A 12,269-nucleotide genomic window follows, 5' to 3' on the forward strand; every position below is an offset into this window, starting at 1 on the left:
AGTCAAGACGCCGCCCATGCTCCCCCCAGAACCCATCAGGATCCCGCAAGCTCGCATCGTACCAATCCCGATACCGCGCAGCGTCAACCGACGCATCCAATCGCCACGAAGGCTGAACACGGTAGATGTGATCATCGGACATTACAGGCATTCCTCCCGCGAAAGACATCCGCCCGAGGATCGGGCGTGAGGCGCGGCATGCGCCGCGAAATCCGGGCGCATTATTAACATTGCCGCCGCAACGGCAATATTAGACGTTCGATTGTCGCCATTTATCGTCGCGACATTACGACATAAGCGCGGCTGCTTGTGGCGCGCCGCTTGCTGGCTCAAGCGATATGGCAGGCATTCCCGAGGCTCCCATCCGGTGGGCGATTGCCAAGTCGTGGCGCAGTCGTTATGCCTGAAATTCAGGACTTCGTTGAACCGGATCATGCGGATCGAGGTTCGCCAAATCGGGGTTCGGGTAACAGGGAGCACTATCATGAAAAAGAAGCTTTTGGCCGGCGTCGCACTGTTCGCCTCGCTGGCTTTCGCATCCGGCGCGCAGGCCGACATCGTCATCGGCGTCGTCGCTCCGCTGACGGGTCCGGTCGCCGCCTATGGCGAGCAGGTCAAGAACGGCGCCGAGGCCGCCGTGGAGAAGATCAACAAGGATGGCGGCATCCTTGGCGAGCAGGTGGTGATCAAGCTGGCGGACGATGCCGGCGATCCCAAGCAGGGCGTTTCGGCAGCCAACCTTCTGGTGGGCGAGGGCGTGCACTATGTGGTTGGCCCGGTGACGTCCGGTGTCGCCATGGCGGCTTCCGACGTGTTCGCCGAGAACGGCGTGCTGATGGTGACGCCGACGGCCACTGCGCCGGACCTCACCGCGCGCGGCCTGACCAACGTGCTGCGCACCTGCGGCCGTGACGACCAGCAGGCCGAGGTTGCGGCCGCCTATGTCGTGAAGAACCTGAAGGACAAGAAGATCGCCATCGTCGACGACAAGGGCACCTATGGCAAGGGTCTGGCCGATTCCTTCAAGGCGGGCATCAACGCCGGCGGCGTGACGGAAGTCAGCCACAACTCGCTGAACCCCGGCGAGAAGGACCTTTCGGCGCTGGTCACGCGTCTCAAGTCCGACGGGGCCGAGGTCATCTACTTCGGCGGGTACCACCCCGAGGGTGGCCTGCTCGCCCGCCAGCTCGCCGACGCCGGCGTGAAGGCGACGATTATCGGTGGCGAAGGGCTGTCGAACACCGAATACTGGGCGATCGGCAACGAAGCGGCCGCCGGCACGCTGTTCACCAACGCTTCCGACGCGCTGAAGAGCGGCGATTCGGCTGCTGCTGTTGAGGTTCTGAAGGAAAAGGGCATTCCGCCGGAAGCCTTCACGCTCAACGCCTTTGCCGCCGTGGAAGTGCTGAAGGCAGGCATCGAAAAGGCCGGCAAGGCCGACGACACCGCCGCCGTCGCCGCCGCGCTGAAGGACGGTACGGAAATTCCGACCGCCATCGGCAAGCTGACCTATGGCGAAAACGGCGATCTGAGCTCGCCGAGCTTCTCGCTCTTCAAGTGGGAAGGCGGCAAGATCGTCGACGCCGAGTAAGGCTTTCGCGACTGAAACAGAAAAGGCCGGAGCGTCATGCCCCGGCCTTTTTCTTTGGTGTCGTCTCTGTAAGGGGTCTGTACGGGAAGTTGTTACCGGCTGCCGAAGATGGCCGAGCCGACGCGCACGCTCGTCGCGCCGAAGGCCACGGCCAGCTCATAGTCGCCCGACATGCCCATGGAGAGCTTTTGAACTCCAGCCTCGCCGGCGAGCTTTTCGAGCAGGGCGAAATGCGGGCCGGGGTTCTCGTCGGCGGGCGGAATGCACATCAGCCCTTCGATGGCGAGGTCATGGACATCGCGGCAGCGGTTGACGAACGCGACGGCTTCCTTCGGCTCGATGCCGGCCTTCTGCGGTTCCGAGCCGGTGTTGACCTGAACATAGAGGCGCGGCGCGCGGCCTTGTTTCACGATCTCTTTCGCCAGTTCGGCGGCGATCTTTTCCCGGTCGACCGTCTCGATGACGTCGAACAGCGCCACGGCTTCCTTCGCCTTGTTGGATTGCAGCGGACCGATCAGGCGCAGTTCGATGTCGGGGAAATCAGCTTTCAGCGCCGGCCACTTGCCCTGCGCCTCCTGCACGCGGTTCTCGCCGAACACGCGCTGTCCGGCCTCGACGACCGGACGGATGGCGTCCGCCTCGAATGTTTTTGAGACGGTCACCAGCACGGCCGATCCGGTATCGCGGCCAGCCGCGCGCGCGGCCTTGCCGATCCTGTCCTTCACCTGTGCAAGCCGCTCAACCGCATCGCTCATGTCGAAAATCCTGCTGTCCTGAAATTCCGATTTCGCCCCTCGGGCCCGCCTTACGGTTGACGGGTCCCGCAAACCATGGTGAAGACCGGGGCATGTCCCCGCTGCCCGCCTGCGTGCGGCAGCTTCCAGCATGCTTTTAGAAGAAAAACCGGTCATGGCAACCGAACGATACAATCCGCGCGCGTCCGAACCCAAATGGCAGAAGGCATGGGATGCCGGGAAGCTGTTCGAGACGAAGAACGACGATCCCCTGCCCAAATACTATGTGCTTGAGATGTTTCCCTATCCGTCCGGGCGCATCCATATGGGCCATGTGCGCAACTACACGATGGGCGACGTGGTGGCGCGTTACAAGCGCGCCAGGGGCTTCAACGTGCTGCACCCGATGGGCTGGGACGCCTTCGGCCTGCCGGCCGAGAACGCCGCGCGCGACAACAGGGTCAATCCGCGCGACTGGACCTACGCCAATATCGAGACGATGAAGGGCCAGCTCAAGACCATGGGCCTGTCGCTCGACTGGTCGCGTGAACTGGCGACGTGCGATCCGTCCTACTATCGCCATCAGCAGAAAATGTTCCTAGACTTCTGGAAGTCCGGGCTGGTCGAGCGCAAGGCGGCCAAGGTCAACTGGGACCCCGTCGACATGACCGTGCTGGCCAATGAGCAGGTCATCGACGGCAAGGGCTGGCGCTCCGGCGCGCCCGTCGAGCAGCGCGACCTGACGCAGTGGTTCTTCAAGATCACCTCCATGTCGCAGGACCTGCTGGACGGGCTGGATACGCTCGATCGCTGGCCGGAAAAGGTCCGCGTCATGCAGCAGAACTGGATCGGCCGATCCGAGGGCCTGCTGCTGCGCTGGAAGCTGGATGCGGCGACCGCCCCGGCGGGCGAGAGCGAGCTGGAGGTATACACCACCCGGCCCGACACCATCTTCGGCGCGTCCTTCATGGCTGTGTCCGCCGACCATCCGCTGGCGAAAAAGGCGGCCGGGGACAACCCCCAGATCGCCGCCTTCATCGACGAAGTGCACCACATGGGCACATCCGTGGCGACGCTGGAGACGGCCGAGAAGAAGGGCGTCGACACGGGCATCCGCGTCGTCCATCCCTTCGATCCGGAGTGGACGCTGCCCGTCTACGTGGCGAACTTCGTGCTGATGGATTACGGCACCGGGGCTGTGTTTGGCTGTCCGGCGCATGACCAGCGCGACCTCGACTTCGCCAACAAATACGGTCTGCCGGTCACGCCGGTGGTGAAGCCGGAAGACGTTGAGGGGGCGAGTTTCCAGATCACCGAAGAGGCCTATTCCGACGACGGCACGATGATCAACTCGCGCTTCCTCGACGGCATGAGCCCGAGCGAAGCCTTCGACGAGGTGGCGAAGCGCCTGGAGGGCGCGGACCTCGACGGCCGTCCCCAGGCGAAGCGCAAGGTGCAGTTCCGCCTGCGCGACTGGCTGATCTCGCGCCAGCGCTATTGGGGCTGTCCGATCCCTGTCATCCATTGCGACGCCTGCGGCGCGGTTCCGGTGCCGGGGGACCAGCTTCCGGTGGAGCTGCCGATGGACGTCACCTTCGACAAGCCCGGCAATCCGCTCGACCATCATCCGACGTGGAAGCACACGACCTGCCCGAATTGCGGCGGGGCCGCGCGGCGCGACACCGACACGATGGACACCTTCGTCGATTCATCCTGGTATTTCGCGCGCTTCACCGATCCGAAGAACGAGAAGGCCCCGACCGACCTCGCCTATGTCGACGGCGAGAACGGCTGGCTGCCGGTCCACCAGTATATCGGCGGCATCGAGCACGCGATCCTGCACCTGCTCTATTCGCGCTTCTTCACCCGCGCCATGAAGGCGACCGGCCACGTCAACGTGGCCGAGGAGCCGTTCGAGGGGCTGTTCACGCAGGGCATGGTGGTGCACGAGACCTACAAGGGCCCACAGGGCTGGGTCTCGCCGGCTGAGCTGCGCATCGAGGAAGTTGACGGCAAGCGCACCGCGACCCTGCTTTCCGACGGCGCGCCGATCGCCATCGGCTCGATCGAGAAGATGTCGAAGTCGAAGAAGAACGTGGTCGATCCCGACGACATCATCGCCAGCTATGGCGCCGATACGGCCCGCTGGTTCATGTTGTCGGACTCGCCGCCCGAGCGTGACGTGATCTGGACCGAGGCCGGCGTCGAGGGCGCGCATCGCTTCGTCCAGCGTGTGTGGCGTCTGGTGTCTGACGCCGTGCCGGTGCTGGGCAAAGTTGCGCCCGGGGCAGGAACCGAAGGCGATGCGCTGACAGTCTCGCGCGGCGCGCACAAGATCCTCAAGGCGGTGGGCGAAGACATCGAGCGGCTGCACTTCAACCGTGCTGTGGCGCGTCTCTACGAACTCACCAACCTGTTGTCGCCGCAGGTGGCGGCGGTCGGCGAGGGCAAAGTCGAACGCGCGCCCGCCGTGCGCGAAGGGCTGGAATTCCTGATCGCGATGCTGGCGCCGATGATGCCGCATCTGGCTGAGGAATGCTGGCAAGCCATCGGTGGCGAGGGCCTTGTCGCGGCGCGTCCGTGGCCCGCATTCGACACCGCCCTGCTGGTGGATAACGAGATCGTCCTGCCCGTTCAGGTGAACGGAAAGAAGCGTGGGGATTTGACAATTGCCCGCGACGCGGATCAAGCTGCGGTCGAACAGGCGGTCATGGCTCTCGACTTCGTGCAGAAGGCGCTGGAGGGCAAGGCGCCCCGCAAGATCATCGTCGTGCCGCAGAGGATCGTGAATGTCGTTGCCTGACACAGCCAAGCGGACGATGGACGGGATCGGCGCGCGCGCCGGCAGGTTGATGGCGGGGGCGGCGCTGCTTTCGGCGGCGTTTCTCTCCGCCTGCACGGTGCAGCCGCTTTATTCCAGCCAGCCGCTTTCCGTAGGAGGCCAGACGGTCGCCACGGAAGAGCTCGCCTCGATCTCGGTCAAGCCGGTCAAGACGCGTTACGCCCAGCAGGTGCGCAACAACCTGATCTTCGGGCTCACCCACGGCAAGGGCGAGCCGGCGTCACCGGTCTATTCGCTCGACCTCGGCGTCACCGAACTGGTTCAGTCGGCGGCTTCCATTCAGGTGACCAGGGATCAGGACGAACCGAGCGCAGGCACGGTGACGCTGACGGCGAACTATCGCCTGACGGAAGTCGCGACCGGTAAGGTGGTCGGCGCCGGCAAGCGTTCGATCGCGTCGTCGTTTGACCGTCCAAAGCAGGAATTCGCCACCTATCGGGCGCAGCTCGACGCGGAAAACCGCGCTGCGCGCGAACTGGCGGAGGTGCTGCGTCTGGCGCTGGCGCAGGACCTGCTGAAGCGCAAATAGCGTCTGCCGGCCGGATCGTTGCGAGCTGCATTCGCCAATCAGGAGACCGGGGTGACGGGGGAGGCGAGGCCTCCCCTCGCAAGGCGGCTCCCTTTGGGTCGCCGCCTCTGGCTCAGCCGATTTTCTGGCCGGTCTTGGCCCAGTCGGCGAGGAAGGCTTCCAGACCCTTGTCGGTCAGCGGGTGCCTGACCAGCGAGCGCAGCACGGCCGGCGGGGCGGTGATGACATCTGCGCCGATCAGCGCGGCGTCCTTGACGTGGTTCACGGTGCGGACCGAGGCCACAAGGATTTCCGTCGCGAAGTGGTAGTTGTCGTAGATCTGGTGGATTTCGGAGATCAGGTCCATGCCCTCGATGCCGATGTCGTCCAGACGGCCGACGAAGGGCGAGATGAAGGATGCGCCGGCCTTGGCGGCGAGCAGCGCCTGATTGGCCGAGAAGCAGAGCGTGACGTTGACCATGCGGCCCTCGGAGCGGATCGCCTTGCAGGCCTTGAGCCCGTCGAGGGTCAACGGCACCTTGATGGCGACATTGTCCGCGATCTTCGCCAGCACCTTGGCCTCGGCCATCATGCCGTCATAGTCGGTGGCTGTGACCTCGGCCGAAACGGGACCGGAAACGATGTCGCAGATCTCGCGCGTCACCTCATCGATCTTGCCGCCCGATTTCAGGATCAGCGAGGGATTGGTGGTGACGCCATCGACCAGCCCCATATCGTTCAGTTCACGGATTTCCTTGATGTCAGCGGTATCGACGAAGAACTTCATTGCGGTCTCCTTGAAGATTCCGGCGTACGGGGAGGACGCACGCGCTATCGGCCTTTGCTCTAGACCAAAGACGATGCAAGGTCACGCGCGATGAGCCAAGATTCGCCCTTTTCATCCGCAGCGCCCGTGCTGGTGCCCATGCCTGCAGAACGCCCCTACACCTATGCGGTTCCCGAAGGAATGCGCGTTGTGCCGGGGTCCATCGTGCGCGTGCCGCTGGGGCCGAGGCAGGTGGCCGGGGTGGTCTGGGACGGCGGGGCGGAGCCGGTGGACGTCCGAAAGCTGAGGCCGATCGAGCAGGTGTTCGATTGCCCTCCGATCAGTCGTGACATGCGTCGTTTCGTCGACTGGGTGTCCCAATACACGCTTTCGCCGCCCGGCATGGTGGCGCGCATGCTGTTGCGCGCGCCTGAAGCCTTCGATCCCGAACCGTGGACGGAGGGCGTCAAGCTCACCGACCAGCGGCCCGACCGGATGACCGGGGCGCGGGAGCGGGTGCTGGCGGCGGCTTCGGACGGTTTTGCATGGACGCGTTCGGGCCTGGCCCATGCCGCCGGCGTGTCGTCCTCCGTCGTCGACGGGCTCAGGGAGCAGGGCGTGTTCGAGGCGGTGATGATCCCGCCGCGCCCGGTGGTCGCCGCGCCCGACACGGCCTATGCGGCGGCGGAGCTGACGCCGGACCAGCGTGCTGCGGCGGATGATCTCAGGGCCGGGGTGGAGGCGGACGGTTTCGGCGTCACCCTGCTCGACGGCGTGACAGGCTCCGGCAAGACCGAAGTCTATTTCGAAGCGGTGGCGGCCGCACTCGAAAAGGGACGGCAGGTGCTGATCCTGTTGCCAGAGATTGCGCTGACGCACGCGTTTCTCGAGCGCTTCCAGAACCGTTTCGGCGTCAAACCGGCCGAATGGCACTCCGACCTGCCGCCGCGCATGCGCGAGCGGGTCTGGCGGCAGGTGGCGGAAGGCGCGGTGAAAGTGGTGGCGGGCGCGCGCTCCGCGCTGTTCCTGCCGTTCCGCGAGCTTGGGCTGATCGTCGTCGACGAGGAGCACGACCCTGCCTACAAGCAGGAAGATCGCGTCTTCTACAATGCCCGCGACATGGCGGTGGTGCGCGCCCATATCGGCGGCTTTCCGGTGGTGCTGGCGTCGGCCACGCCATCCGTGGAAAGTCGTGTAAACGCCAGCCAGGAGCGGTATGGCCGCGTCGTGCTGTCGTCGCGCTTCGCCGATGCGGCGCTGCCGGATTTGCGCACCATAGACATGCGCCGTTCGCCGCCGGCGCGCGGCGGCTTCCTGTCGCCGCTGCTTTTGCAAAGGATGGCGGCGACGCTGGAAAAGGGCGAGCAGTCGCTGCTGTTTCTTAACCGGCGCGGCTATGCGCCGCTCACTCTGTGCCGCGCCTGCGGCCACCGCTTCGGCTGCCCGGTCTGTTCGTCCTGGCTGGTCGAGCACCGTTTTCGCGGCCAGCTCATCTGTCATCATTGCGGGCATACGCAAAAGCGGCCCGACGCCTGCCCAGAATGCGGGACCCTCGACCACCTCGTCGCCTGCGGGCCGGGTGTGGAGCGCATCGCGGAGGAGGTGGTGGCGCACTTTCCCGAGGCGCGCACCATCGTCCTTTCCTCCGACATCATGGGCGGCGTGCGGCGGCTGCGGCTGGAGCTGGAGGCGATCGCCAATGGCGACGCCGATATCGTGATCGGCACGCAGCTCGTCGCCAAGGGGCACAACTTTCCCAACATGACGCTGGTGGGCGTGGTGGACGCCGATCTCGGCCTTGCCAATGGCGATCCGCGCGCCTCCGAGCGCACCTTCCAGCTTCTCAGCCAGGTGACGGGACGCGCCGGCCGCACCGGCAAGAAGAGCCTTGGCCTGCTGCAAACCTATCAGCCCGACCACCCGGTGATGCAGGCCATCGTCTCGGGCGATTCGGAGCTGTTCTACGAGCGCGAGATCGGCGAGCGCGAGCGCACCGGTCTGCCGCCTTTCGGGCGGTTGGCAGGCCTCATCGTCAGCGCGCCGACGCGGGCCGAGGCGGAAGGTCATGCGCGTGCCTTGCGGCTTGCAGCGCCGAACGCTTCCGACATATTCGTGCTGGGACCGGCGGAAGCGCCGCTTTCGCTGCTCAATGGCCGGCATCGTTTCCGGCTGCTGATACATGGGGGGCGTCGCTCCGACATGCAGGGCTTCATCAAGGCGATGCTGGCGGCAGGCCCCAAGGTGCGCGGCCAGATCAGGGTGCAGGTCGATATCGATCCGCAGAGTTTCCTGTAAGGACTTCGGCAGGAGGAGACAGGCAATGAAGACCATCGGCCTTCTGGGCGGCATGAGCTGGGAAAGCACGGCGATCTACTACCGCCTCCTGAACGAAGGCGTCCGGGCGCGGCTGGGCGGCCTGCATTCCGCAAAGCTGGTGCTGGTTTCCGTGGATTTCGCCGGGGTCGCCGAGCTTCAGCACGCCGGCGACTGGCAAGGGGCGGGCCGCCTTCTGGCGCAGGCCGCACGCCAGCTTGAAGCCGCCGGGGCGGAATGTCTGGTGATCTGCACCAACACCATGCACAAGCTGTCTGGCGAGATAGAGGCGACCACCGGCATTCCGCTTCTGCACATCGCAGATGCGACGGCCGGAGCCATCCGGCGAAGCGGGGTGAAACGGCCGGCGCTTCTCGCCACCCGCTTCACCATGGAAGAGGATTTCTACAGGCGGCGGCTTGCGGATCGCCACGGCATAGAAGCTGTAACACCGGACGAGGCGGGCCGCGCCAGGGTGCATGAAATCATCTACGGTGAACTGTGCCGGGGAATCGTGAAACCGGATTCGAAGGCGGCCTATCTGGCGGAGATCGCACGCCTGCAGGCCGAAGAAGGGATCGACGGCGTGATCATGGGATGCACCGAAATCACCATGCTTATCGGCCAGCCCGATTTCGATATCCCGGTGTTCGACACCACGGCCATCCACGCCGAAGCCGCCATAGCCTTTGCGCTGGGTGACGCGTAATCTGCGAATCTGTCATTTTGACGTGAAGTGAAAGCGCCGGCCTTTCCGGCAAAAAACGGGGAACCGCGATGGAATTTTCGTTTCCGTGGCCGATGAGCCAGGGCGAATGGCTGGCATGGACGAGCGCCGTCGTCACCGTTGCGCTGGGCCTCGTCCTGTTCCTTGCGCCGGGATTCGGCTTCCGGCTGCTGCGCCTCCAGCCCCATCCCGAAAAGCCGGAGGCTGTCGCCGAAGGCCGCAGCCGGTTCGCCGGCTTCTATCTGGGCCTCGGCCTCACCGCGGTGCTGCTGGCGCAGCCTCTGCTCTATATGGCGCTCGGTTTTTCATGGCTATTCACAGCTTTCGGGCGCATGCTGGGCATGATGAGCGATGGCGCCAACACGCCCTACAATTGGGCCGCACTGGTTGTCGATCTCTTGCTGGCGGCGCTTCCGCTGGCTTTTGCCTTCGGTTTCTGGTCCTGAATCGCGGAGCCGCGAGCGCATTCATCAGGCGGATGCGACAAAAGTGCCGGAATCCACTGCCCTCCATGGATTGCGGTCTTGGGAGGCGTATGCTAGACGGCAACCGACTTTCAGCTAGGGGAAGCGGAAGCCGACCCTTTAGCTTTGAGAAACGTAAGCAAGGTCAAAGATTTAGCCAGAGTTCTCACTCGCGCCAACAATCTGCGGCCTGTCAGACATGAGAAAAGACGGACCGTGGCCCAAACGTCCTCGCCAATCTCCGCCGTTGCCGAGCGCTACGCCAGCTCGCTTTTCGAGCTCGCTCTCGAAGACAAGTCCATCGCCAGGGTCGAGGCTGCTCTCGCCAGCTTTGAAGCCATGCTGGCCGGAAGCGCCGACCTGCGCCGCCTGATCGAAAGCCCGGTGTTCGCCGCCGACGAGCAGGAACGCGCCGTCTCCGCCATTCTCGGCAAGGCGAAGATCGACGGCCTCGCCGGCAATTTCCTGCGTGTGGTCGCCCGCAATCGCCGCCTGTTCGCCGTTCCCGGCATGATACAGGCGTTCCGCCGCATCGCCGCCGAGCATCGCGGTGAAGTGTCTGCCGATGTGACCGCGGCGCATGCGCTGACGGCCGCCCAGCAGAACGAACTCAAGGCGGCGCTCAAGAGCGTCGCCGGCAAGGACGTGGTCATCAACGTCACTGTCGACCCGAGCCTGCTCGGTGGTCTGGTTGTCAGGATGGGCTCGCGCCAGATCGATACATCGCTCAAAACCAAACTCAATTCGCTCAAGCTTGCACTTAAAGAGGTCGGCTGATGGACATCCGCGCCGCGGAAATCTCCGCAATTCTGAAAGACCAGATCAAGAATTTCGGCAAGGAAGCCGAAGTTTCCGAAGTCGGCCAGGTTCTGTCGGTCGGTGACGGCATCGCCCGTGTCTACGGCCTCGACAATGTCCAGGCCGGCGAGATGGTCGAGTTCCCCGGCGGCATTCGCGGCATGGCGCTGAACCTCGAGGCCGACAATGTCGGCGTCGTTATCTTCGGCAACGACCGCGACATCAAGGAAGGCGACACCGTCAAGCGTACCGGCGCCATCGTTGACGTTCCGGTCGGTCCCGAGCTGCTTGGCCGCGTGGTCGACGCGCTGGGCAACCCGATCGACGGCAAGGGCCCGATCAAGTCGAAGGAGCGTCGCCGCGTCGACGTCAAGGCTCCCGGCATCATTCCGCGCAAGTCGGTTCACGAGCCGATGTCGACCGGCCTCAAGGCCATCGACGCCCTCATCCCGGTCGGTCGCGGCCAGCGCGAGCTGGTCATCGGCGATCGCCAGACCGGCAAGACCGCCATCATTCTGGACACCATCCTCAACCAGAAGGCCATCCACGACAGCGGTCCCGAGTCGGAAAAGCTTTACTGCGTCTACGTCGCCGTCGGTCAGAAGCGTTCGACCGTCGCGCAGTTCGTGAAGATTCTGGAAGAGCGCGGCGCGCTGGAGTACTCCATCATCGTCGCCGCCACCGCTTCCGATCCGGCTCCGCTCCAGTATCTCGCGCCGTTCACCGGCTGCACCATGGGCGAATATTTCCGCGACAGCGGCCAGCACGCGCTGATCGGCTATGACGACCTGTCCAAGCAGGCCGTCGCCTACCGCCAGATGTCGCTGCTGCTGCGCCGTCCGCCGGGGCGTGAGGCTTATCCGGGCGACGTGTTCTACCTGCACTCCCGTCTTCTGGAGCGCGCCGCGAAGCTGAACGACGACAATGGCAATGGTTCGCTTACCGCCCTGCCGGTCATCGAGACGCAGGCCAACGACGTGTCGGCCTACATTCCGACCAACGTGATTTCGATCACCGACGGCCAGATCTTCCTTGAGACCAACCTGTTCTTCCAGGGTATCCGCCCGGCCGTGAACGTCGGTCTGTCGGTGTCGCGCGTCGGTTCGGCAGCGCAGATCAAGGCGATGAAGCAGGTTGCCGGCTCGATCAAGGGCGAGCTCGCCCAGTATCGCGAAATGGCCGCCTTCGCTCAGTTCGGTTCGGACCTCGACGCCGCAACCCAGCGTCTGCTCAATCGTGGCGCGCGCCTGACCGAACTGCTCAAGCAGCCGCAGTTCTCGCCGCTTAAGACCGAAGAGCAGGTCGCTGTGATTTTCGCGGGCGTCAACGGCTATCTCGACAAGCTCGCCGTCTCCGACGTCGGCCGTTTCGAGCAGGGCCTCCTGTCGCACCTGCGCACGGTCGGCAAGGAAGTGCTGGACGGCATCCGCAAGGAAAAGGCGCTGTCGGACGATCTGCGCAACAAGCTGAAGGCCGAAGTCGACGCGTTCGCCAAGACTTTCGCCTGACCCGGAACGCACGCGGAA

10 protein-coding genes are annotated in these 12,269 nt (G+C 64.5%); 8 read left to right on the plus strand and 2 right to left on the minus strand.

Annotated features, from left to right (window positions below; translation table 11 throughout):
- Nucleotides 1–484: 484 nt before the first annotated feature.
- Nucleotides 485–1,591 (plus strand): branched-chain amino acid ABC transporter substrate-binding protein, encoded by a 1,107-nt coding sequence (locus ABID44_RS14980; RefSeq protein ID WP_354152521.1) that lies wholly within the window; start codon nt 485–487, stop codon nt 1,589–1,591.
- Between the two features lie 92 nt (nt 1,592–1,683).
- Here ABID44_RS14980 and ABID44_RS14985 read toward each other — a convergent pair whose 3' ends face one another.
- Nucleotides 1,684–2,346 (minus strand): YggS family pyridoxal phosphate-dependent enzyme, encoded by a 663-nt coding sequence (locus tag ABID44_RS14985; RefSeq protein WP_354152522.1) that lies wholly within the window; start codon nt 2,344–2,346, stop codon nt 1,684–1,686.
- 154 nt (nt 2,347–2,500) lie between these two features.
- Here ABID44_RS14985 and leuS point away from each other — a divergent pair, with 154 nt between their 5' ends.
- Together leuS and lptE are read left to right on the plus strand one after the other, a co-directional pair.
- Nucleotides 2,501–5,128: a leucine--tRNA ligase gene (gene leuS / locus ABID44_RS14990; RefSeq protein WP_354152523.1), complete on the plus strand. Its 2,628-nt coding sequence runs from the start codon at nt 2,501–2,503 to the stop codon at nt 5,126–5,128.
- Complete coding sequence (gene lptE, locus ABID44_RS14995) at nt 5,115–5,696, plus strand: LPS assembly lipoprotein LptE (protein ID WP_354152524.1); 582 nt, start codon at nt 5,115–5,117, stop codon at nt 5,694–5,696. The genes leuS and lptE overlap by 14 nt, the downstream gene beginning before the upstream one ends.
- A gap of 112 nt (nt 5,697–5,808) precedes the next feature.
- Here the strand turns inward: lptE and fsa are convergent, their stop codons facing one another.
- Nucleotides 5,809–6,462 (minus strand): fructose-6-phosphate aldolase, encoded by a 654-nt coding sequence (gene fsa, locus ABID44_RS15000; RefSeq protein ID WP_354152525.1) that lies wholly within the window; start codon nt 6,460–6,462, stop codon nt 5,809–5,811.
- A gap of 90 nt (nt 6,463–6,552) precedes the next feature.
- On the opposite strand from fsa, the gene ABID44_RS15005 reads away from it, so the two are divergent.
- The 5 genes from ABID44_RS15005 to atpA all read left to right on the plus strand — a co-directional run bounded on the left by ABID44_RS15005 (nt 6,553) and on the right by atpA (nt 12,251).
- Nucleotides 6,553–8,736: a primosomal protein N' gene (locus tag ABID44_RS15005; RefSeq protein WP_354152526.1), complete on the plus strand. Its 2,184-nt coding sequence runs from the start codon at nt 6,553–6,555 to the stop codon at nt 8,734–8,736.
- A gap of 25 nt (nt 8,737–8,761) precedes the next feature.
- Nucleotides 8,762–9,463, plus strand: coding sequence for an aspartate/glutamate racemase family protein (locus tag ABID44_RS15010; RefSeq protein ID WP_354152527.1), 702 nt, complete (start codon nt 8,762–8,764; stop codon nt 9,461–9,463).
- Between the two features lie 68 nt (nt 9,464–9,531).
- The gene (locus ABID44_RS15015) at nt 9,532–9,927 is read left to right on the plus strand and encodes an AGROH133_08824 family phage infection protein (protein ID WP_354152528.1); all 396 of its coding nucleotides are present in this window, start codon (nt 9,532–9,534) and stop codon (nt 9,925–9,927) included.
- Nucleotides 9,928–10,161: 234 nt separating this feature from the next.
- Nucleotides 10,162–10,722: a F0F1 ATP synthase subunit delta gene (locus ABID44_RS15020; protein WP_354152529.1), complete on the plus strand. Its 561-nt coding sequence runs from the start codon at nt 10,162–10,164 to the stop codon at nt 10,720–10,722.
- Entirely contained in the window at nt 10,722–12,251 is a 1,530-nt protein-coding gene (gene atpA, locus ABID44_RS15025; protein ID WP_354152530.1) for a F0F1 ATP synthase subunit alpha, read from the plus strand. The genes ABID44_RS15020 and atpA overlap by 1 nt, the downstream gene beginning before the upstream one ends.
- Nucleotides 12,252–12,269: the final 18 nt, after the last annotated feature.

The organism is Aquamicrobium ahrensii (assembly GCF_040545755.1).
Lineage (GTDB): Bacteria > Pseudomonadota > Alphaproteobacteria > Rhizobiales > Rhizobiaceae > Mesorhizobium > Mesorhizobium ahrensii.

Coding starts and splice junctions, on each gene's coding strand:
- ABID44_RS14980 (WP_354152521.1), top strand. CDS start 485: ATGAAAAAGAAGCTTTTGGCCGGCGTCGCACTGTTCGCCTCGCTGGCT.
- ABID44_RS14985 (WP_354152522.1), bottom strand. CDS start 2,346: ATGAGCGATGCGGTTGAGCGGCTTGCACAGGTGAAGGACAGGATCGGC.
- leuS (WP_354152523.1), top strand. CDS start 2,501: ATGGCAACCGAACGATACAATCCGCGCGCGTCCGAACCCAAATGGCAG.
- lptE (WP_354152524.1), top strand. CDS start 5,115: ATGTCGTTGCCTGACACAGCCAAGCGGACGATGGACGGGATCGGCGCG.
- fsa (WP_354152525.1), bottom strand. CDS start 6,462: ATGAAGTTCTTCGTCGATACCGCTGACATCAAGGAAATCCGTGAACTG.
- ABID44_RS15005 (WP_354152526.1), top strand. CDS start 6,553: ATGAGCCAAGATTCGCCCTTTTCATCCGCAGCGCCCGTGCTGGTGCCC.
- ABID44_RS15010 (WP_354152527.1), top strand. CDS start 8,762: ATGAAGACCATCGGCCTTCTGGGCGGCATGAGCTGGGAAAGCACGGCG.
- ABID44_RS15015 (WP_354152528.1), top strand. CDS start 9,532: ATGGAATTTTCGTTTCCGTGGCCGATGAGCCAGGGCGAATGGCTGGCA.
- atpA (WP_354152530.1), top strand. CDS start 10,722: ATGGACATCCGCGCCGCGGAAATCTCCGCAATTCTGAAAGACCAGATC.